A 20,731-nucleotide genomic window follows, 5' to 3' on the forward strand; every position below is an offset into this window, starting at 1 on the left:
CTTAAACTCTCTGCCCATGCCCCGCAAACCCGCCACCGAAACCTCTCCCGTCGCCGATTTCGAGCACTCGCTCGATGCGCTCGAACAACTGGTCGAGAAGATGGAGCACGGCGAAATGAGCCTGGAGGAATCGCTGGCCGCGTACGAACGCGGCGTCGGCCTCTATCGTCGCTGCCAGCAGGCGCTGGAACAGGCGGAGTTGCGCGTGCGCCTGCTCAGCGATCCAACCGACCCGGCTTCGGCTGAACCATTCCAGCCGGATGCCTGAGCCCGACTTCGCCGTCTGGCGCGCACGGCTCGAAACCGCGCTGGAACGCGCACTGCCCGCCGCTTCCGAAGCGCCTCAACGGCTGCACGCCGCGATGCGCCACGCCGCGCTCGACGGCGGCAAGCGCATCCGCCCGCTATTGGCGTATGCCACCGGCACCGCATTCGGCGCCGAAGCCGCCGCGCTCGACGCGCCGGCGGCGGCGGTCGAGCTGATCCACGTCTATTCGCTGATCCATGACGACCTCCCGGCGATGGACGACGACGCCCTGCGCCGCGGCAAACCGACCGTGCACGTGGCGTTCGACGAAGCCACCGCGATCCTCGCCGGCGACGCGCTGCAGTCGCTCGCGTTCGAACTGCTCGCCGGGTCACCGTTCGCCGACGACGTGCGCGTCGCATTGCTGCGCGAACTGGCCGTCGCGTCCGGCACGCGCGGCATGTGCGGCGGACAGGCGCTGGATATCGACGCCACCGGCGGAGATGCGTTGTCGCTGTCCGGGCTGGAGCGCCTGCACGCGATGAAGACCGGTACGCTGCTGCGCGCATCGGTGCGCCTGGGCGCGATCGCGGCCGGCGCGAACGACAGCCAGCGCGCACAACTGGACCGCTATGCCGATGCACTGGGCCTGGCCTTCCAGATCCGCGACGACCTGCTCGACGTGGAAGGCGACAGCGCCACGCTGGGCAAGACCGCCGGCAAGGATGCCGCGCAGGCCAAGGCCACCTTCCCCGCCCAGCTCGGCATCGATGGCTCGCGTGCGCGGCTGCAGGCGCTGGCGGACGAAATGGCGGCGGCGCTGACGCCGTTTGGCGAACGCACCGCTGCATTGGCGGCGCTGGCACGCAAAGTGATCGAGCGCAGTCACTAAAGGCGCCTGAACAACGCAGGATTTCCTGTGTGAGTGGTCGCGCGAGCGGCTGTCATCGGAGCGGCTTCCAGCCCTTGGCAGATTCTCCCCGCTTTCCGCGTTTGTCGTGCATCGGGCACGAATCGCGCGAAGGGGATCGAGGGTGAAGCGGGTTCGCCATTTGCTGCTGATCTGGATCGACGCCGCCATGGCCAGGTCGGCGATCGTCTTCATGGACAACTGGTCGCGGGTGGAGCGCGCTTATCGCCGACCGCTGTCGCGGCTCACGCTGCGCCTGAAATTCGTCTTCTATCCGCTGCTGGCCTGCGCAGCGGTCGGATGGCTGGCCTGGGACTGGAGCCACGAGCGTTCGCTGGGCGCGGTCGAGGACGCGATCTTCGACAAGGTCGTGCGCTGGCGGCCGTGGCAGCCGGCACCATCGGGCCGTGTCGTGGTGGTGGAAATCGACGAATGCTCGATCGCCCATTTCCGGTCGCGCGGCGAAGGTGGTTGGCCCTGGAACCGGCAACGCCATGCCGACCTGCTCGATGCGCTGGATCGCGGCGGCATCGGCGCGGTCGGTTACGACGTGCTGTTCGTCGATCCGTCGCCGGACGATCCGCAGGGCGACGCCACACTCGATGCGATGGCCGAAGGCGGCGCCAGCCGCTTCATGTTCGCATCCATCCGCCTGCATCGCGACTACGACGAAGGCGCGCTGCTGCACATGGTCGATGCGCCCGGCGCCTTCGCGGTGGTGCGGCCACCGCGCGACAATCCGCAGGTCGCGATGCAGCTGCCCTACGGCAAACACCTGGCCCGCCACAGCGCGCTGGTCAACGTCACCCGCAACGAGGACGGCGTGCTGCGCGACATTCCGCTGCGCGAGGATGTCGGCGACTGGGCGCTGGCTTCGCTGCCGCTGCAACTGGCGATTGCCGCAGGCGCGCACGTGCGACAGCCACCGGCCGCGAGCGTGCGTCCCAACTGGCGCCGCGACAGTCGCCTGCCACATGTCAGTGCCGCCGACCTGCTGGAAGGCGGCAGCGCGATCTGTCGCGACGCCGGCAGCAAGATGCCTGCGCTGCGCGGCAAGGTCGCACTGGTGGGGTACACCGCCTCCGGGCTCAACGATGCCAAGCCGACGCCGGTCGATCCGGTGATGCCGGGCGTGGAGGTACTCGCCGAAGCCACCGAGGCACTGGTCGCCGGCAGCGCGATCCGCATGCCGCCGACCTGGCTGAAGTACCTGCTGGCCGGTGCGCTGGTGCTGCTGACCGCGTTCGCGTTCTGGCGCGGCGAACCGCACGAGGATGTCGACTCGGTGTTCGTCGCCACCAACCTGCTGCTGTTGCTGGCCGCATTCGTGGGGCTGACGTTCTTCGCGTTCTTCTTCGACATCTTCGCCAGCCTCGCCTTCGTCAGCCTGTGCTTCGGCCTGTGCCGCATGTACGCGGGAATACAGCGCGGACGCGCGATCGGCAACGCGGACTACCGGGTCGAATACGACGCCAACCGGCATCCCTGGCTGGCGATGGCGCGGCTGCGCTTCGTGCCCGATCCTGCGCTCGACGCCAAGGCCGCCAAGCGTCGGCGCCGCGAATACCGGCGACGGCTGCGGCGCTTCCTCTACGCCGGCTGCGATGCGGTGATGATCGAGGGCGTGGTCGAGCGCAAGAGCTGGCTGCACGACATCCTCGACGACCTGATGGTGCTGGTCTGGAAAGGCAGCGACCAGGCCGACGCGCACGCGATCGCACAACGCGACCTGGATGCGCTGTACCAGCATCTCAACGACCAGGACGATCGCCTGGATACCGACGGCAGCGTGCGGGTCTGCGTGGTCGCCGCCGCCATCGACGACGGTCGCGACGACAGCCAGCGCGGCGAGCGTCTGCGCCTGCGCGAACTGCTCGGACAGGACCTCAACGATCCGGCGGAATGGCCGCTGTCTGCGTCGAATACGTTCTTCAGAACAGATGCTGGATCCACCGGGGAGCCGCCATGCGCTACGTCCTGATGCTGTTCGCCTGCTGCGGGATCACGATGGCCGCCGGCCAGGCCACGGACATACCGGCCGTGGTCAGCAAGCCTCGCGTCGACGTGCACAGCGGTCCCGATTTCGACACGCCGCGTTTGGCCACGCTCAGTCGCAACGACGCCGTCAGGATCGCCTCGCAGCAGGGCCTCTGGTACCAGCTCACGCTCGATGCCGGCAAACCCGGCTACGTCCGCGTCAACGACGTGCGCGTGGCCTACGCGGGCGTCGACAGCAGCGGCAGCGGCATCCAGTTCGCGGGCAAGTCAGGTGCCGGGCGCGCCAGCGAAACCGCCGGCGTGCGCGGCCTCGACCAGAACGAACTGCGCACCGCTTATCCCAACCGAGCGCAGCTGGCGCGGATGGAGTCGTACCGCGTCACGCCCACCGACGCCGCGCAGTACGCGCGAGGCCAAGGGCTGGTCGATACCCAGGTGCCGTATGCGGGCGAAGCCCAGCCGGCATCGAAAGACGCCGGCAATGGCATGACCCAGGCCGAAAAGCGCGGTGGACTTGCCGCCGCGCGCAGCCTGTTGTCGCGTTTCGGCGGCCTGACCGGCAATGCCGGCACGGTGATCGATGTCGCCAGCAAGAGCGCCACCAAATCGGAAGCCGAACAATCCGACGAGGAGCTGGCGCTGGGACCGGAGCTGGCCGCACGCATTCTCGGCGCCCGCCCGCTGTGGCAGGACGATGCCGCGCAGCGTCGCGTCAACACGATCGGACGCTGGGTCGCCACGCACAGCAGCCGCCCGGAGCTGCCGTGGACTTTCGGCGTGATCGACTCGACCGACATTAACGCATTTGCCGCGCCCGGCGGCTACGTGCTGGTCACCCGCGGCCTGTACCAGTTGCTCGACGGCGACGCGGAGCTGGCCGCGGTGCTCGGCCACGAGATCAGCCACATCGTGCAGCGCGACCACTACAACGTGATCCGCAAGCAGGAACTGACTTCCGCCGGCACGGATATCGTGCGCGGCCAGGTCGATGTCGGCGGCGGCGTTGCCGGCAGCTATGCCATGGACTACGTCGGGAAGAACGGTGCGGCGATCATGCTGACCGGCCTCGATCGCGGCGCCGAATACCGTTCCGACGAGGCCGCGCAGGTCTACCTCGCCCGCTCCGGCTACAACCCGCTGGCGTTGTACTCGGTGCTGCAGAAGATGACCGCGCTCGGCGACAGGTCGTCGCGCCTGACGCAGTTGTACAAGACGCATCCGGCGCTGGACGACCGGCTCGACCAGATCGACCGCAACGGCAACCGCGCCTTGGCCGGTTATACCGACCGGCAATGACAGTGGGAGGCAATGGACGCGGACGGCGGTGCCGCCCGCATCCGGCGTCCGTCAGCGGAACAGGCGGATCGTCAGCGGATAACGATAGCTCTGCCCGTCGTAGGCCTTGAACGCGGCGATCAGGCTGCACACCAGCCACACCAGTCCCAGCACCAGCCATACCGGCAACGCGACGATGATGCCGATGCCCAGGGTGAAGATCACCACGACCACGGCAATGGCCGCGTAGAGGAACATGCTGAGGTTGAAGTTGAGCGCCTCCTTGGCGTGCTCGGCGGCAAACGGGGACTTGTCGCGCACCAGCATCCACACGCCGAGCGCGCCAAGCGTTCCCGCGATCCCGGCAAACCAGCTGGTGATCAGCGCCAGCACCAGCGCCGTGACATGCGCACCTGCCGCCCACTGGCGGTCGCTCAGGCTGGGGCTGAGGGTCTGTACGTCGTTTTCCATGGTCGACTCCCGCCGGAACCACTCCGGTACAACCCGATATTGGGGCCTGGCGCGATACGCGCAAGTGAACTTTCGACCTACCCGCGGGGCAAGGCCCTGGGCTCTTGCTTCCCGCTGTCATCCCCGCGCAGGCGGGGCTTTCAACGGCCGAATGGCTGGTCATCCAGCGACTTTGCTGTCGCCTTTTTGGAGGTTGCAATGAATATGCATCCCTTCGGGCAGAGCTTCCGCCCGCTGCGCGTGCGGGTCACTTTCTTTTGCTGACCCAAAAGAAAGTAACCAAAGAAAAGGGTCTTCCCCGACGAAGCTCCCGTTGCGCCTTGCGGTCCTCGGAAAATCGCGAGCCACTACCCAAATCGCCGGATTGATTTGTCGAGGAAGGGCCTTCTCTTTGGTTACTTTCTCTTGGCCCCTTCAAGAGAAAGTGACCCGACTGCGGTGCAGGCGGAAAAACCGACCTGAAAGGTTGGCAAACGCTGAGCTACCTTCAAAAGCAAAGGCAAAGTCACTGGGTCGCCGCCTTCTCGGGGATGACGGCTAAGCAAGAGCAAAAAGCGGAGCAAGTCCCGCCATAAAGTGCAGGTGAGACGCTTACAAGGCGCGGCCCTACTTCACCAATCGCAGCGTGAACGGATAACGATAAGCCTCGCCATTGTTCGCCTTGACTGCGGCAATGATGATCAGCACCAGCGCACCCAGGCCCACGATCAGCATCACGGGTACCGTCAGCAACGCGCCGATGCCGAGGCTGAGTACCGTCAGGATCAGCAGGACGACGAAGATCGCCGACACGGTGATGTTGAAATTGAGCGCTTCCTTGGCCTGGTCGGCAACGAAGGGCATGGTGTCCTTCTTCACCAGCCAGATGATCAATGGACCGAGGAAAAAACCCCAGCCGCCGATGGCCGAAGTGACCAGCCCGCCGGCCAGCGCCGACAGATGCGCGAACATGGCCCACTGGCGCTCCTCGGCGCCCGGTGTTCCTGCAGGCGCTGGCGGTGGCGTCAAGACGTCGTTGAAATCGCTCATGCTCGCTTCCCTATTGACTGGATGGCCAGGCCCGCGATGCGCAGGCCCTTTGAGCAGAATACGTCAATCGGTGCCGGCAACTGTCATCCGCCCGACCAGGATCGAACCGGTGCGGATGTGCGAGCGCGGATCGACGTCGCTGCCGACCGCTTCGATGCCGGCGAACATCGCCCTGAGATTGCCTGCAATGGTGATGCCGTCGACCGGATAGGCGATGGCGCCGTCCTCGACCCAGAAACCAGCCGCACCGCGCGAATAATCGCCGGTGACATTGTTGACGCCCTGCCCCATCAGTTCGGTCACCAGCAGTCCGCGTCCCATGCCGCGCAGCATCTCCTCGAACCCGCCGGCATTGGCCGACACCGCCAGGTTGTGCACGCCGCCGGCGTTGGCGGTCGTCTGCAGGCCGAGCTTGCGCGCCGAATACGAGCCCAGCACGTAACGCTGCAGCACTCCGTCATTTACCAGCGCCGACTCGCGCGTGGCCACGCCTTCGGCGTCGTATGAAGAGGAGCGGAAGCCACGCATCAGGAACGGCTGCTCCTCGATCGACAGCCACGCGGGGAACAACGCCGTGCCGACGCTGTCGAGCAGGAAGCTCGCGCGCCGATACAAGGCTCCGCCCGACACCGCGCCCAGCAGATGGCCGACCAGCGAGCGCGCGATTTCCGCCGAAAACAGTACCGGGTATGCGCCGGTGGGGATCTGGCGCGGCGCCAGTCGTGCCACGGCGCGTTCCGCGGCGCGACGTCCGATCGCCGCCGCTGGTTCCAGCCCGTCCGCGGACAGCGCGGTGCTGTACCAGCCGTCGCGCTGCATGGCCTCGCCCTGGCCGGCGATCAGCGCACAGCCGATGCTGTGCTGCGTGTCGCGGTCGCGGCCGATGAAGCCATGCGAATTGGCGTACACGCTGAGGCTCTCGCCGCTACCGACCGACGCACCATCGGAATTGCCGATGCGCGGATCGGCATCGCGACCGGCCGCCTCGCAGACCAGGGCCAGATCGATCGCTTGGTCGGCTTCCAGCGCCCACGGATGCCAGGTGTCGAAATCGCGCTGCTCGCGCGCCATCAATTCGGCATCGGCCAGGCCGGACGCGGGATCGTCCTCCGTGTAACGGGCGATCGCGCAGGCCTGTACCACGGTCGACTCCAGACTCTCCTCGCGCAGGTCGGCGGTGCTGGCGCTGCCCTTGCGCTGGCCGAAGTAGACGGTGACGCCGATGCCGCGGTCGCGCGTGGATTCGACCGTCTCGACTTCGCCCATGCGCACGTTGACGTTGAGCCCGCGTTCCTCGCTGCAACTGACTTCGGCCTGGCTTGCGCCATTGGCGCGACAACGCTCCAGCAGGCGCTGCGACAGCGCCGCCAGCGCGTCGAGGCGGACTTGGCTGTCGTCCTGGATTTGGGTAATGACTGCGTTCAATGGCTTATCCTTTCTGCTCGATATGCTCTTTCATCCCGAAGCCGAGGGCCGAGGGACCTGTTTTTACCGTGGCCGACGAACAAACAGGTTCCTCGCTACGCTTCGAATGACGATGGTGATTCATGCGCGGACGCGACGAAGACAGCGGCGAATTCCTCGGCCCCAGCCGCAGCCAGCAACGGCGCTCGGCACTGGACGTGCTGGCGCTGGGCCAGCAGCTGGTGGCGCTGAGCCCGGGCCAGCTGGACAAGCTGCCGATCCCGGACGGTCTGCGCCCGCATATCGCCGAGACGCAACGCATCACCTCGCCGATCGCACGCAAACGACAGCTGGCGTTCCTCGCCAAACAGATGCGTCGCGAGGACGATGACACGCTGGACGCAATCCGCGATGCGCTGGATGCCGGCGGCGAAGCTTCTCGTCGCGAGACCGCGATCCTGCATCGCGCCGAAGCCTGGCGCGAACGCCTGCTCGCCGAAGGCGACAGCGCGCTGGCCGAACTTCTCACCGACCATCCCGATGCGGACCGCCAGCGCCTGCGGCAGCTGATCCGCAACGCCGGGGAGGAACGGGCGAAGAACAAGCCGCCACACAGCTATCGCGAACTGTTCCGCGAGTTGCGCGACTTGTTCGAAGGGTCGGGAATGGAGAATCGGGAATCGGGAATCGAGGACGGCGAGTAAGCCGCGACGAACGACGCCCCGCTCTTCCGATTCTCCATTCCCGATTCCCGATTCCCGGCCTTTCACGCCGTACCGCCCACCGTCAGCCCTTCGATCAGCAGCGACGGCTGGCCCACGCCCACCGGCACGCTCTGGCCGTCCTTGCCGCAGACGCCGACGCCTTCGTCCAGCGCCAGGTCGTGGCCGATCATCTTCACCTTCTGCATCGTTTCCGGACCGTTGCCAATCAGCGTGGCGCCCTTCACCGGCGCGGTGATCCTGCCGTCCTCGATCAGGTAGGCCTCGGTCGCCGAGAACACGTACTTGCCGCTGGTGATGTCGACCTGCCCGCCGCCGAAGTTGACCGCGTACAGGCCCTTCTTCACCGAACGGATCATTTCTTCCGGATCGTGCTGACCGGCCAGCATGTAGGTGTTGGTCATGCGCGGCATCACCAGGTGCGCGAACGATTCGCGGCGGCCGTTGCCGGTCGGCGCGACGCCCATCAGGCGCGCGTTGAGCGTGTCCTGCATGTAACCCACCAGCACGCCGTCCTCGATCAGCGTATTGCACTGCGTCGGCGTGCCTTCGTCGTCGATGTTCAACGAGCCACGGCGTCCCGGCAGCGTGCCGTCGTCGACGATGGTGACGCCCGGCGATGCCACGCGCTGGCCCATGCGGCCGGCGTAGGTCGACGTGCCCTTGCGGTTGAAGTCGCCTTCCAGTCCGTGGCCGACCGCTTCGTGCAACAACACGCCGGGCCAGCCGGAACCGAGCACCACCGGCATCACGCCAGCCGGTGCGTCGATGGCTTCGAGGTTGACCAATGCCTGCCGCAGGGCTTCGCGCGCGAATTTTTCCGGCTTGCCATCGGCCAGCAGTTCCGCATACGAATAACGGCCGCCATAGCCGGAGAAGCCGGACTCGCGGCGCCCGTCCTGTTCGACGATCACCTGGATGTTCAGGCGTACCAGCGGCCGCACATCGCCGGCCATCACGCCGTCGCTGCGCGCGACCAGGATCGTGTCGACGCCGCCGGACAGGCTGACCATCACCTGCTGCACGCGCGGATCGGCGGCGCGCAGCAGCTTGTCGACGCGGCGCAGTGCTTCCACTTTCTCGGCGTTGTCGAGCACGTCGATCGGATCCTGCGGCGCATACAACTCGCGGTGCTGACCGCGCACCAGCGCATGCGCCGGATGTTCGTTGCCGTCGCGGGCGATCGCACGCGCCGAATGCGCCGCCGACAGCAGCGCCTGCGAATTGATGTCGTCGGAATAGGCGAAGCCGGTTTTCTCGCCGCTGATCGCGCGCACGCCGACGCCCTGCTCGATCGAATGCGCCCCGTCCTTGACGATGCCGTCCTCCACGCTCCAGCTTTCGCGGCGCGCGTGCTGGAAATACAGGTCGCCGAAGTCGATGCCCGGTCCGAGCAGCGTGCCGAAGGCGCGATCCAGGCCCTGGCTGTCGAGGCCGGCGGGCAGCAGCAAACGGGATTCGGCGATGGTCAGGGCTTGGGTCATTCGAGAGTTCCAGAAATTAGCGATGAGCGACCACGCTTCTGGCCGTCATTCCCGCGTCCTTCGACAGGCTCAGGATGAGCGCGGCGGGAATGGCGGCTTAAAAGCAGGCGCAAAACTCAAACATGCGGCTTAAAAAAAACGCGTCAGGACACAACATGCGGGCTTGCCGCCATCGAATCAACCTGACGATGGGCGCTGCACGCGCGACAGGCCCTGCTCGCGGCCGATCACCTCGACTTTCGGTTCCTTCCACGGGCCGGTGACGCGATAGGTCTTGGCCGACATCTGGCCCAGTGGCTTGTTCAGCACGGCATTCGCGGCCGCGCCGATCGCCGCGCCCACCGGCCCGCCGGCCAGGGCGCCGGCCACGGTCAGCAGGTTGCCGGTACGCGGCAGCACCTCGATGGTCTGGTCGAAGCGCTGCGCGCGCAGATCGGCGCCGCCGCGGATGCGGATCTCCGCGGCCGGGCCGTCGATCACCAGGTCGTCGCTGCGCGCATGGCCTTCGCCGAACTCGATGTTGCCGGCGATTTCGTTGAAGGCGAAACCCTTGGAGAAGAAGTCGCTGAAATCGAGCATCAGGCGGCGCGGCAACTGGGTCAGGCTCAACAGGCCGAGCACGCGGCCGGCACCGGGCTCCACTTCCAGCAGGCGGCCGTCGCTGGCGGACAGTGTCAGCCTGCCCTGCAGCGCACCGAGCTTGAACGCCGACGGCGCGCCCGGCCACTGCGCATCGAAGCGGATCCTGCCCTTGCCACCATCGACCTGCTGGCCGAATCCCGCGCCGGCCAGCAATGCGCCGACATCACTGCTGTCGACGGTCACGCCCAGCCGCGTGCGGGCGGCCGCGCCCTGGCCGAGCCATTCGCCTTCCAGGTCGATGCGCTGCTTCGGCGAATGCGTCTGCAGCTGTTCGATGCGCATGCCGTTGGCGACCGGCCGGGTACGTAGCTTCGCCGTGCCGAACACGCCATCGTTGAGACGCAAATCGGCGATGTCGATCGACAGCGCCGGCACCTTGGCCGGGTCGACGTCGTCCGCGCGCGCAGCCGCCACGACTTCGGCGTCGGCCTTGGGCGCGATACGCGGCCTGGCGAAGCGCCAGTGCACGCGTTCGAAGCTGCCGCTGACCGGTGCGCCCTGCGTATCCGGTACCGACAGGCTGCCGGCAAGCGCCGGGCCATCGACGCGGATGCGGGTGGCGCCCGCTTCCGGCGCGGCCCGCAGGCGCGTGTCCGCGAACGAGGAGCCGAACAGTTTCAGCTGGTCGGCGACCACATCGACCTGCTGCAGCTTCAGCCCCGCGCCTTCGCCGCCGGCACCGTGCGCCAGCGACAACCAGTCGATCGCATCCAGCGTGGTCGCGCGCCCGCCGACGATCAGGCCCGATGCCGGCGGTGGTTCCGCGACCGTACCCGTGCCCAGCGAGATCCGCACACCGGTGCGGTCGCCGCTGCTGCGCGAACGCAGGGCCAGCCGCTTGCCCAGCGACACCTTGACCTCGCCGCTGTCCAGCGGCAACGCGGCGTCGATCGTCGTGGCCAACGGCACGCCAGCGGCCTTGGACAACGGTGCCGGCAGATCGAGCGCGGTACCGACGAGGTCGGAACGCAATTGCAGCCGGCTTGGCTCCGCAGCCTGGCCCTTGGCGGCGCGCGGGATCGTCACCGCTGCCGTCCACTGCGAACGGCCGTCGAGCCAGGGCTTGAGCCAGGCCAGCTGGCTGGCGCGATCAAGCAGCGCCTTGCTGGTCATGCTCGACTGCAGTTCCGCTTCGAACGCCTGGCGCGCATCGCGCACGAAATCGCCGGCGCGCAGCGACAGCCTGCCGGGCTGTCCTTCCTGCATCACCTGCAGCCGCTCTGCATCGAAGCCGCCATGGCCATAACGTACGCGGCCGCGCACGTCGTCGAACGCCAGTTGCCAGCGCTTGTCCGACAGTTTCGCGCCGGCCAGTTCGACCGTGCCTTCGACCTTCTTGTCGCCCTTGGCCTCGCGATGCAGCGGCAGCCACAGTCCGAACGTGAGCTGGGCCGGTCCGCTGGCCGCGACGCTGTCGAGCGTCTCGCCATGCTCCTCGCGCAACGGACTTTGCCGCAGCAGGGCCAGCAGTTTGGAGGCGTCGCCCGCACCATCGGCCTGCACCGACAGCTCGGCCTTGCCGAAGCGCGGAATGCCGGCCTGCAGCTTGTCGATGCCGACACCGGCGATGGAAGCCTTGCCTTCGACCGTGAAGCCGTCGGCGACGAAGCTGAGCCTGCCATCGAGCGACTCGGCCGCCGGCCAGTCGGGCTGGAATTTCAACGTGGCATTGGCGAGGTCGGCGTCGGCCTGGAACAGGCCGTCGCGGTCGCGGAAGGGCCAATCGTCGAGATCGCCCGACACCACCGCGCGACCATTGCGCACATGGCCGCCGACGAGTGCGGCGTCGAGCCAGTTCACCGTTGCCGGCGACATCCTGTGTTTCACCCAGAAACCCTTGGCCGCAGCCACCGGCGATTCGTCCAGCTGCGCGGCGATGTCGATCCACGGCCGCGTACCGTCGCCCTGGAACCACAAGCCGCCACGCATGCGCACGCCGAAATCGGTCCCGCGCGCGTACAGGTCACCGCTGCCGATGCGCCAGCCGTCGCCTTCGCGCCAACCGGCCACCGTGCCGCGCAGGCTTGCCGGATGCGGCACGCCGAATCCACGCGGCCAGTCGAACACGAAGCCCGATTGCGGATCCAGGCGCAGCGCGAAACCGTCGCTGTCGCCGACGAAATCGCCGGACAGGCGACTCAGGCCCGGCGCGTTGCCCACCGGCGCGAAGCCCAGCGCCGTGATCCGTCCCTGCGCACGCATCGCGCCACCACGAACGCCGGCGATCTCGACACCATCCAGGCCCGCCACCGGTTTCGCCGCCAGCAGCCAACGCCGCAGGCCCGCATCGAGCCGGTCGCTCAGGGCGATCACCGACAGCAGCGGCGCGACCTGCACGCGGTCGGCCAGCACGGCATAACGCTGCCCGCCGGCCAGCACCAGGCCATCGAGCGACTGCTCGCTGTTGCCGCTGCCGATGCGCAGGCGCGGCGCATCGAAGCGCCATCCACCCTCGGCGATCCGCCAGCGCGCGCGCGTCTGCAGATGCTGGAATGTCACGCGCGGCGGCGTCGGCATATCCGATGTCGTGGCGCCATGCAGTGCCAACTGCTCGATCGCCGCGTCGACCGTCACGGTCATGAAACGATGTCCGCGCAGTTCGGCCCAGGCCTCGCCGCGGCCCTTGCCGCCATCGACGGAAACACCGGCAAAACGCAGCATCGGCGACCACACCGCCAGGTCGGCCTGCCGGGCAGCGAGATAGATGCGGCCGTCGCCGGATTCGCTGTCGAAATCGATCGCCGCATCCAGCGGCGCGGCATCGTCGCGCATCCGCGCACGCGCGCCGGCACGTACGCGGCTGCCGTCCACGCGCACGCGCAGGTCGATGTCGGGCACGCGCGCATCGATGCCCAGCGAAGGCGCCACCAGCGCGAGGCTGGCGTCAATCACCTGCAGTTCGCCGAGCTTTTCCAGCGCCCGCAGCGGATCGCTGCCGGGTCGCTGCCCGGGCAGGCCGCGTATCGACCAGCGTCCGTCGTCGGCGCGCTCGAGGGTGAGATGCAGGCCACGCACGCGCAGCTCGGTGAAGGAGCGACCCGGCAGCAGGCCTGCGTATTGCGCGACCAGGATTTCCGCGGTGCCGATCGGCAAGGCCTCATTGCCCTCGCCGATGCGCAGTCCATCCAGCCGCAACAGCGGTCCGCGTCGCGTCCACTGCGTTTCGACGTGGTCGAACGTCACCGGCCGCTGCGCGCGCTCGCTCAACCACGCGGCGATCCTGTCGGGATGGCGCTCGGCCAGCGGCAACAGCTGGCTGGTCACGCCAGCCACCAGCGCCATCAGCACCAGCACGATGGCAAGCGTGTACCAGAAGCCCCGATGCAGCGAGCGCAGGTGAAGGCGCCAGCGCATCAGCGTGGTGCTCCGCGCTTTGCCGTGATTGGTGATTGGTAATTGGTGATTGGGAAGGACGTGCTTCTACGAATCACGAATCCCCAATCACGAATCCCGGCCTCAAAGCAGCACGACATCGAACTGCTCCTGCAGGTACTGCTCGTCCGGCTGGAAGCGGATCGACTTGCCGAGGAACTCCTCGAGTTCGGCGACGGCCGCCGATTCCTCGTCGGTGATGCGCGCGACCACTTTCGGCGACGCGATCACCAGCAGGCGCGCGGCCTCGAACTGGCGCACGGCGCGGGTGATCTCGCGGAAGATCTCGTAGGTCACCGTCTCGCTGGTCTTGAGCATGCCGCGCCCGCCGCATTCGTGGCACGGCTCGCACAGCTGCCGCTCCAGGCTTTCGACGGTGCGCTTGCGCGTCATCTCGACCAGGCCCAGCGGCGAGAAGTCGTAGACGGTGGTCTTGGCGTGGTCCTTGACCAGCGACTTCTCCAGCGTGCGCAGCACCTGGCGGCGATGCTCGACGTCGACCATGTCGATGAAGTCGATGATGATGATGCCGCCGAGGTTGCGCAGGCGCAGTTGCCGCGCCACCGCCTGCGCGGCCTCGAGGTTGGTGCGGTACACCGTTTCCTCGAGATTGCGCTGGCCCAGGAACGAACCGGTGTTGACGTCGACCGTGGTCATCGCCTCGGTCTGGTCGATCACCAGGTAGCCGCCGGACTTCAGCGGCACCTGTTTTTCCAGCGCGTGCTGCAGCTCGTCCTCGACGCCGTACATGTCGAAGATCGGACGCGCGCCGCCGTAGTGCTCGATCTTCTCGGCCAGGCCCGGCATGTACTGCGCGGCGAACTCGCGCAGCTTGTCGCAGGTCTCGCGCGAATCGACCTTCACCTTCTCCACGTCGCGCCGGATCAGGTCGCGCACCGCGCGCATCGGCAGGTTGAGATCCTCGTACACGGCCGCGCCGACGCGCGCATCGCGCGAACGCTGTTCGACCAATGCCCAGGCGCGGCTCAGGTAGGCGATGTCCTCCGCCAGTGCCTCGGCCGGCTGGCCCTCCGCATTGGTGCGCACGATGTAGCCTTGTTCGGCACCACGCTTCGTGGTTGCCGGCGTCGCTTCGCGCACCAGGTCGGCGACCGTGGCGTCAGCCAGCGGAGCGATGCCGATGCTTTCCAATACCGCCGCTTCAGACGGCCGCGCGAACCCGGCCAGTTCGGACACCAGCGTCTTCAGTCGCGCACGCTCGGCCTCGTCCTCGATCCGCGCCGACACGCCGACCACGCGCGACTGCGGCAGCAGTACGAGATAGCGCGACGGAATGCTGAGCTGCGTGGTCAGGCGCGCGCCCTTGCTGCCGATCGGATCCTTGACCACCTGCACGATCACTTCCTGGCCTTCGCGCACCAGTTCGGTGATCGGCCTGGGCAATGCCGGCGGCAGCGGTGCTTCGTCGGCGCCCTCGCCATGGTTGACCGGCACCGGCCGCACGATGTCGTTGGCATGCAGGAACGCAGCGCGATCCAGTCCGATCTCGACGAACGCGGCCTGCATGCCGGGCATCACCCGCTGCACGCGGCCCTTGTAGATGTTGCCGACCACGCCGCGGCGCCAGCCGCGCTCGATGTGCAGTTCCTGCAGCATGCCGTTCTCGACCACGGCGACGCGGGTCTCGCGCGGGGTGACGTTGACCAGGATCTCTTCGGTCATGGCGAGTGTGCCGGGGACTGGGAGCTGGGGGCTGGGGGCTGGACGACATCGCGCCGTCCAACGCCCTGGCCGTCGACCCTGCCTTTGATCCCGAACTGCCGCAGCAGCTGCGCCGTCTCGTACAGCGGTAGGCCCATCACGCCGGAGTAGCTGCCGGACAGGTGCGCGACGAAGGCCTGCGCGCGGCCCTGGATGGAGTACGCACCGGCGCGGCCCTGCCATTCGTCGCCGGCCAGGTAGGCGGCGATGTCGTCCTCGTCGAGCGTGGCGAAGGTCACCTCCGACAACGACAGCGACTGCGCCTCGCGGCCGGCCGACACCAGCGACAGCGCGGACAGCACGCGGTGGCTGCGTCCCGACAGGCGCCGCAGCATCGCCGCCGCGTCGGCGGCATCGCGCGGCTTGCCGAAGACCTCGTCGTCCAGCACCACTTCGGTGTCGCCGCCGAGCACGACGGCATTCGCCACGGCGACCACGCGCAGCAGGCCGGCGCCGGCCTTCTCGCGGGCGACGCGGCGCACGTAATCCTCGGGCGCTTCGCCGGGGCCACGGTGCTCGGGAATGTCGATGTCGAGCAGGCCGAAATCCAGGCCCAGGCGGGCCAGCAGTTCCGAGCGTCGGGGGGATTTCGAGGCGAGATAAAGCATCCGGGGAAGAATAACCCGCGCCACCGCGGCCAAGCCCGCCGCGCGCTTAACCCCGACCCGGCTCACGGGCCGTTAACTGCAATCCGAACAACCTGTCACACATCCCCGAGGAGACCTCCATGCGTTTTGCCGCTTTGCGTCCGTTGCTGCTTGCCTCCGCCCTTGCCACGAGCCTGTTGATGACCTCCGCCTGTGCCCAGACCGCCGCTCCGGGCGGCTATGCGATCCCCACCGACGGCACCCTGCTCTCCGTTTCGGCCCAGGCCGAATCCAGGCGCGTCCCGGACGTGGCCACGATCTCCGCCGGCGTGGTCACGCAGGCGGCCGATGCCAATGCAGCGATGCGCCAGAACGCCGAGCAGATGGCCAAGGTGGTCGCCGCGATCAAGGCCGCCGGCATCGCCGAGCGCGACGTGCAGACCAGCGGCATCAGCGTCAGCCCGCAGTACAAGTACGTCGAGAACCAGGCGCCGGCGATCACCGGCTACCAGGCCAGCAACACGGTCAGCCTGAAGGTGCGCGACATCGCCAAGCTCGGCCAGGTGCTCGACACGCTGGTCGCGCAGGGCGCCAACCAGGTCAACGGCCCCAGCTTCGAAGTCGACAAGCCCGAGGAAGCCTACGACGAGGCGCGTCGCGCGGCGCTGGAAAAGGCGCAGGCGCGCGCCGAGATGTACGCCAAGACGATGGGACTGAAGGTGCGCCGCGTGGTCAGCATCTCCGAGAACAGCGGCGGCTTCCCGCGGCCAGTGCCGATGATGGCGATGGCGCGCGCGGAGAAGGCCGGCTACGCGGCGGACACCTCGGTGTCGCCGGGCGAGACCACGCTGTCGATCACGCTGGACGTGGTGTACGAGCTGGGACGCTGAGATGAAGCGTCGCGACGACAAGACCCGTCCGCCGTCGCCGGATCCCAGGCCCGGGCACAACCCGGGCTATGCGGAACCGCAGCCACGCGACCGCGAGGATGCGCGCACGCCGGCGAAACGCCCGCCGCCGCCGCATCCGGACGAGCGCGACCTGCAGCGCGATCCGGAAGAAGACGGAAAGCCGAAAGACGCCGGTTGAGCGCAGGCGCGCTTCGCCTGCCTCGCAGCATGCGCCGCTGCGTCGTTGCACTTGTACTTTTTTGATGCCTTTGCGCCGCGGACGCAAGTCCGATCGTGCGCGCAGCGCACGCTGCGCGCAGATCGCCGTTCGTCAGGAACGCACGCCGCACATCGACCCCGTCACCTGTCCTGCACACGCCTGCGGCGCAATTTGGAATCGCAGTCGGGTAGCGCGCCGGTCAGGGGCGACGGTTTCAACCCCGCTTCCTCCGTCGGTGCGTTGGCAATCACGCAGGCGATAACCTTGGAGGTGGGTCATGGTCCTTTCGCAACACCGCGGCTTCCGCTTTTCGCTGTCCGACACCGGTGCCGAAGACGCACCCAATCCCTTGCGCATTGCCGCGACCAGCACCGCGATCGCGGTGCACGCGGTGGCCCTGCTGGTATTGCTCGCACCCGTCGCGGCACCGCCGGCGATCGAGGAGACGGACGTGATCCGGCCCGTGCTGACCTGGCCGAAGGACGTGATACCGCCACCGCCATTGCCGCCCATCGAGGTGCCCGTCGTCAGGACGCCGCCACGGACGCAGGCCCCCGCCCTGCAGCCACGGCCGGACGTCGTGCCGGTGGACGCGCCGATCGTCAGCGACCTGGGCACGGAGGCCTTCGTTCCGACGGAAGACGCAGGCCCAGTCGCGCCCGACATCACCGGGCCCGGCCCGGTAGCCGCGATGCGCCTCGAATACGACGAGGCGCCCGCACCCACCTATCCGCGCGATGCGCTGCGCCAAGGACTGCAGGGCGTGGTCATGCTGCAGGTGACGGTGGATGTCGACGGGCGCCCGATCGATGTCGTGGTGGCACAAAGCAGCGGCCATCGCGATCTCGACGTCGCGGCGCGCCAGCAGGTTCTCAAGCGCTGGCGCTTCCGGCCGGCGATGAAGGACGGGCGCGCGGTGCAGGCGGTCGGCCTGGTGCCGGTGGATTTCACGCTGAAGCGCTGAGCAGGACCGCACGAACTGCCAACGCCTCGATCAAGCCGACTGCGAAGCAGGGTCGGCTTGATTGAAGGCTCGACGCGGGGATCGCGTGGTTCCACGCCCGACGGTTGGCCCGCCTGACCTCGTCGCTGGCCCGGGGCACCGCAGCAGAGGCGGATGACGGGCCAACCGCGGCACGAAAAGCGCCGGGCACGGCCCTTTCTGCGGCTGCCGAGGCCGGAAAAGTGCCGACGCAGGCCTGAAAAGTGCCGATCATGCCGCTCGCAGGGCCACGTCCGGCACTTTTTGCGCCGCGCGAGCCGGAAATTCGTCACGGGCCGGACGGGGAAAGTGGCACGCGCGGCACTTCCAGTGCCGGCGACGACCCCGGAAGTGTCGCCGGTGGCGAAAAAAGCGCCACGCGTGGCGCTTTCCCAGTATGAGGACGAGATCGAACGCGACGACGGAAGCGAAAAAAGCGTCGCGTGAGCCACTTCGAGCGCCAAGGGACGCAATCACGCACCCTGTCGCCGCGGGCCAGCCGCCCTTTCCGGCACCGGAAACGCAACGCGCCCGGCGCCGACACGTCTCGCCGCCACGTTTAAATCCAGCGATCAGGGCCCGCGATCAGGCCCGATGGTAGGGATGGTTCGCCAGCAGCGCCGCGGCGCGGTACAGCTGCTCGGCGACCAGCAATCGCACCAGCATGTGCGGCAGGGTCAGCGGTCCCAGCGACCAGCTTTCGTCGGCACGCGACAGCACGTCCGCGGCATGCCCTTCCGGGCCGCCGATCAGGAAGGCGAGGTCGCGGCCCAGTCCACGCCAATGCTCCAGCCGCTGCGCGAGCTGTTCCGACGTATGCGCCTTGCCGCGACCATCGAGGGCGACCACCTGCGTGTTCTTCGGCAGCGCGGCCAGCACGCGCCCGCCTTCGTCCTGCATCGCGCGTGCGGCATCGCGACCCTTGCCGCGCAGGCCCGGCTCGATCTCCACCAGTTCGAACGGCAGCCAGTGCGACAGCCGCTTCTGGTATTCGGCGAAGCCCTGCGCCACCCACGTCGGCGCGCGCTCGCCGACGGCGATCAGTCTTGCTTTCATCGCCGCATGTTAGCGATTCGACCGGCGCATGCGGGCAGTGGGTCGCGCTTCCCGGCATCGACACCGCATTGTCATATTCCGGTTATGGCGGCTGCCTAGTGTCAGGGACTCCCCCAGCAAGCAGGAGTTGCACATGCAAGCAGTCGATCACTCCCGCCGCCAGGTACTCAAGGGCAGCGCCGCGGCGATGGCCGTGGGCGCCATCGGCAGTCTTGGTGCGTTGTACACGCGCCAGGCGCTCGCCGCCGCCGGCGATCCGACGCGGACCACGCCCATTCCCAGTCCCTATGGCGCGCTCGCCCCCGTCGCCGACCAGAGCACCGGCCTGCCGCTGCTGCAGTTGCCGCCGGGTTTCAGCTACAAGTCCTTCAGCTGGAGCGGCGACCCGATGGTCGACGGCCGCCCCGGCCCCGATCGCCATGACGGCATGGCGGTGATGCAGCGCGTTCGCGGCCATGGCCACGACCACGATCGCGACCTCCGCCATGATCGCCACCACCATCGCCACGGCCACGGCCCGGAACTGGTGCTGATCCGCAACCACGAAGTCGGCGGCGGCACGCCGATCCTGGCACCGGGCATGTACGACACTGGCGATATCGGCGGCGGCCAGGTGGCAGGCGGCGGCACCACCACGCTGCGCTGGCGCAAGGGCGAATGGCTGGAGACCGAGGCCAGCCTCGGCGGCACCCTGGTCAACTGTGCCGGCGGCCTGACGCCGTGGGGCACCTGGCTGAGCTGCGAGGAAATCAAGACCGACCAGGTATCCAGCACCGGCAAGAAGCACGGCTACGTGTTCGAGGTCGACCCGCGCGCCGAGCGCACCACCGGCCGTCCGCTGGTCGGGCTGGGCCGCTTCAGCCATGAAGCCGTCGCGGTCGATCCGCGCACCGGCATCGTCTATCTGACCGAGGACGACCGCAACAAGTCCGGCCTGTACCGCTTCATCCCCGACGACCGGCGCGGCCGCAACGGTTCGCTCGAGAACGGTGGCCGGCTGCAGGCCGCACGCGTGCGCGGCAGGCCCAATGCCGACCTCACCGTGGCCACGATCGGCACCGAATACGCGCTGGACTGGGTCGACATCGCCGATCCGGACCTCGGCGCGATCGTGGCGCCGGGCGGCTTCCCGGACATCTCCAGCGGCGAGACCCTCAGCGGCCCGTTCGCGCAGGGCTGGAGCGAAGGCGCGCTGCGCATGAGCCGCGGCGAAGGCATCTGGTACAGCCACGGCAAGATGTTCATCGTCGACACCAGCACCGGCGTCGACGGCCAGGGACGCAAGGGTCGTGGCAACGGTTCGGTGTGGGTGCTCGATCTCGCCCGCCAGCGCCTGCACGCGCTGTTCGTCAGCGGCGACCAACTGGCCGCGCACAATCCCGACAACATCACGGTCAGCCCGCGCGGCGGCGTGGTGCTGTGCGAGGACGGCGGCGAGAGTCCCGACGAGTACGGCCCGGGGGCGCGCATGATCGGCCTCACCCGCCATGGCGAATCCTTCTACCTGTGCAAGAACAATGTCGAACTGACCTCGAGCCAGATCGAGAACGCCGACAAGACGATCTCCGAAGGCGATTACCGCGGCAGCGAGTTCTGCGGCGCGTGCTGGGCGCCGGACGGACGCACGCTGTTCGTGAACATCCAGTCGCCGGGCATCACCCTGGCCATCACCGGGCCGTGGCTGCACGGTCCGCTGTAAGCGTCGCCGCTATTGCAGAAC

17 protein-coding genes are annotated in these 20,731 nt (G+C 68.0%); 9 read left to right on the top strand and 8 right to left on the bottom strand.

The window, feature by feature from the left end; genetic code table 11:
- The first annotated feature begins 16 nt into the window (after positions 1–16).
- The 4 genes from IP90_RS05350 to IP90_RS05365 all read left to right on the top strand — a co-directional run bounded on the left by IP90_RS05350 (position 17) and on the right by IP90_RS05365 (position 4,451).
- Positions 17–268, top strand: coding sequence for an exodeoxyribonuclease VII small subunit (locus IP90_RS05350; protein WP_144898579.1), 252 nt, complete (start codon positions 17–19; stop codon positions 266–268).
- Entirely contained in the window at positions 261–1,139 is an 879-nt protein-coding gene (locus tag IP90_RS05355; RefSeq protein WP_144898580.1) for a polyprenyl synthetase family protein, read from the top strand. Before IP90_RS05350 ends, IP90_RS05355 begins: the two co-directional genes overlap by 8 nt.
- A gap of 142 nt (positions 1,140–1,281) precedes the next feature.
- Positions 1,282–3,138 (top strand): CHASE2 domain-containing protein, encoded by a 1,857-nt coding sequence (locus IP90_RS05360; protein ID WP_144898581.1) that lies wholly within the window; start codon positions 1,282–1,284, stop codon positions 3,136–3,138.
- Positions 3,123–4,451, top strand: a complete 1,329-nt coding sequence (locus IP90_RS05365) for a M48 family metalloprotease (RefSeq protein WP_158635283.1) — start codon at positions 3,123–3,125, stop codon at positions 4,449–4,451. Before IP90_RS05360 ends, IP90_RS05365 begins: the two co-directional genes overlap by 16 nt.
- A 51-nt stretch (positions 4,452–4,502) precedes the next feature.
- On the opposite strand, the gene IP90_RS05370 is transcribed toward IP90_RS05365, so the two are convergent.
- From IP90_RS05370 to pmbA, 3 genes are all read right to left on the bottom strand, one after another.
- Complete coding sequence (locus IP90_RS05370; protein WP_144898583.1) at positions 4,503–4,901, bottom strand: DUF4870 domain-containing protein; 399 nt, start codon at positions 4,899–4,901, stop codon at positions 4,503–4,505.
- Positions 4,902–5,507: 606 nt separating this feature from the next.
- Complete coding sequence (locus tag IP90_RS05375; RefSeq protein WP_144898584.1) at positions 5,508–5,930, bottom strand: DUF4870 domain-containing protein; 423 nt, start codon at positions 5,928–5,930, stop codon at positions 5,508–5,510.
- A 63-nt stretch (positions 5,931–5,993) separates the two neighbouring features.
- Positions 5,994–7,355: a metalloprotease PmbA gene (pmbA, locus tag IP90_RS05380; protein ID WP_144898585.1), complete on the bottom strand. Its 1,362-nt coding sequence runs from the start codon at positions 7,353–7,355 to the stop codon at positions 5,994–5,996.
- Positions 7,356–7,477: 122 nt separating this feature from the next.
- On the opposite strand from pmbA, the gene yjgA reads away from it, so the two are divergent.
- Positions 7,478–8,038, top strand: a complete 561-nt coding sequence (gene yjgA, locus IP90_RS05385) for a ribosome biogenesis factor YjgA (protein WP_144898586.1) — start codon at positions 7,478–7,480, stop codon at positions 8,036–8,038.
- Positions 8,039–8,100: 62 nt separating this feature from the next.
- Here the strand turns inward: yjgA and tldD are convergent, their stop codons facing one another.
- From tldD to IP90_RS05405, 4 genes are all read right to left on the bottom strand, one after another.
- Positions 8,101–9,540, bottom strand: coding sequence for a metalloprotease TldD (tldD, locus tag IP90_RS05390; protein WP_144898587.1), 1,440 nt, complete (start codon positions 9,538–9,540; stop codon positions 8,101–8,103).
- Positions 9,541–9,717: 177 nt separating this feature from the next.
- Positions 9,718–13,536: a YhdP family protein gene (locus tag IP90_RS05395; protein WP_144898588.1), complete on the bottom strand. Its 3,819-nt coding sequence runs from the start codon at positions 13,534–13,536 to the stop codon at positions 9,718–9,720.
- 102 nt (positions 13,537–13,638) lie between these two features.
- Complete coding sequence (locus IP90_RS05400) at positions 13,639–15,237, bottom strand: Rne/Rng family ribonuclease (RefSeq protein WP_144898589.1); 1,599 nt, start codon at positions 15,235–15,237, stop codon at positions 13,639–13,641.
- On the bottom strand, positions 15,234–15,884 hold the full coding sequence (locus IP90_RS05405) for a Maf family protein (protein WP_144898590.1): 651 nt from the start codon (positions 15,882–15,884) through the stop codon (positions 15,234–15,236). The genes IP90_RS05400 and IP90_RS05405 overlap by 4 nt, the downstream gene beginning before the upstream one ends.
- A gap of 119 nt (positions 15,885–16,003) precedes the next feature.
- Here IP90_RS05405 and IP90_RS05410 point away from each other — a divergent pair, with 119 nt between their 5' ends.
- The 3 genes from IP90_RS05410 to IP90_RS05420 all read left to right on the top strand — a co-directional run bounded on the left by IP90_RS05410 (position 16,004) and on the right by IP90_RS05420 (position 17,937).
- The gene (locus tag IP90_RS05410; RefSeq protein WP_144898591.1) at positions 16,004–16,753 is read left to right on the top strand and encodes an SIMPL domain-containing protein; all 750 of its coding nucleotides are present in this window, start codon (positions 16,004–16,006) and stop codon (positions 16,751–16,753) included.
- Position 16,754: 1 nt separating this feature from the next.
- Entirely contained in the window at positions 16,755–16,952 is a 198-nt protein-coding gene (locus IP90_RS05415; RefSeq protein WP_144898592.1) for a hypothetical protein, read from the top strand.
- Between the two features lie 298 nt (positions 16,953–17,250).
- Positions 17,251–17,937 carry an energy transducer TonB gene (locus IP90_RS05420; RefSeq protein ID WP_144898593.1) on the top strand — a complete coding sequence of 229 codons (687 nt, stop codon included), beginning with the start codon at positions 17,251–17,253 and terminating at the stop codon, positions 17,935–17,937.
- A 603-nt stretch (positions 17,938–18,540) separates the two neighbouring features.
- Here the strand turns inward: IP90_RS05420 and rlmH are convergent.
- Entirely contained in the window at positions 18,541–19,011 is a 471-nt protein-coding gene (gene rlmH, locus IP90_RS05425) for a 23S rRNA (pseudouridine(1915)-N(3))-methyltransferase RlmH (protein WP_144898594.1), read from the bottom strand.
- A gap of 133 nt (positions 19,012–19,144) precedes the next feature.
- Here rlmH and IP90_RS05430 point away from each other — a divergent pair, with 133 nt between their 5' ends.
- Complete coding sequence (locus tag IP90_RS05430; protein ID WP_144898595.1) at positions 19,145–20,710, top strand: alkaline phosphatase PhoX; 1,566 nt, start codon at positions 19,145–19,147, stop codon at positions 20,708–20,710.
- Positions 20,711–20,731 lie beyond the last annotated feature (21 nt).

The sequence above is a fragment of the Luteimonas cucumeris genome (assembly GCF_007830035.1).
Lineage (GTDB): Bacteria > Pseudomonadota > Gammaproteobacteria > Xanthomonadales > Xanthomonadaceae > Luteimonas_C > Luteimonas_C cucumeris.

What these genes read in the sequence shown, in the direction of transcription:
- IP90_RS05415 (WP_144898592.1), top strand. Translation starts at nt 16,755, where the DNA reads ATGAAGCGTCGCGACGACAAGACCCGTCCGCCGTCGCCGGATCCCAGG.
- IP90_RS05420 (WP_144898593.1), top strand. Translation starts at nt 17,251, where the DNA reads ATGGTCCTTTCGCAACACCGCGGCTTCCGCTTTTCGCTGTCCGACACC.
- IP90_RS05405 (WP_144898590.1), bottom strand. Translation starts at nt 15,884, where the DNA reads ATGCTTTATCTCGCCTCGAAATCCCCCCGACGCTCGGAACTGCTGGCC.
- rlmH (WP_144898594.1), bottom strand. Translation starts at nt 19,011, where the DNA reads ATGAAAGCAAGACTGATCGCCGTCGGCGAGCGCGCGCCGACGTGGGTG.
- IP90_RS05365 (WP_158635283.1), top strand. Translation starts at nt 3,123, where the DNA reads ATGCGCTACGTCCTGATGCTGTTCGCCTGCTGCGGGATCACGATGGCC.
- IP90_RS05375 (WP_144898584.1), bottom strand. Translation starts at nt 5,930, where the DNA reads ATGAGCGATTTCAACGACGTCTTGACGCCACCGCCAGCGCCTGCAGGA.
- yjgA (WP_144898586.1), top strand. Translation starts at nt 7,478, where the DNA reads ATGCGCGGACGCGACGAAGACAGCGGCGAATTCCTCGGCCCCAGCCGC.
- IP90_RS05400 (WP_144898589.1), bottom strand. Translation starts at nt 15,237, where the DNA reads ATGACCGAAGAGATCCTGGTCAACGTCACCCCGCGCGAGACCCGCGTC.
- IP90_RS05370 (WP_144898583.1), bottom strand. Translation starts at nt 4,901, where the DNA reads ATGGAAAACGACGTACAGACCCTCAGCCCCAGCCTGAGCGACCGCCAG.
- IP90_RS05430 (WP_144898595.1), top strand. Translation starts at nt 19,145, where the DNA reads ATGCAAGCAGTCGATCACTCCCGCCGCCAGGTACTCAAGGGCAGCGCC.
- IP90_RS05410 (WP_144898591.1), top strand. Translation starts at nt 16,004, where the DNA reads ATGCGTTTTGCCGCTTTGCGTCCGTTGCTGCTTGCCTCCGCCCTTGCC.
- IP90_RS05355 (WP_144898580.1), top strand. Translation starts at nt 261, where the DNA reads ATGCCTGAGCCCGACTTCGCCGTCTGGCGCGCACGGCTCGAAACCGCG.
- tldD (WP_144898587.1), bottom strand. Translation starts at nt 9,540, where the DNA reads ATGACCCAAGCCCTGACCATCGCCGAATCCCGTTTGCTGCTGCCCGCC.
- IP90_RS05350 (WP_144898579.1), top strand. Translation starts at nt 17, where the DNA reads ATGCCCCGCAAACCCGCCACCGAAACCTCTCCCGTCGCCGATTTCGAG.
- IP90_RS05395 (WP_144898588.1), bottom strand. Translation starts at nt 13,536, where the DNA reads ATGCGCTGGCGCCTTCACCTGCGCTCGCTGCATCGGGGCTTCTGGTAC.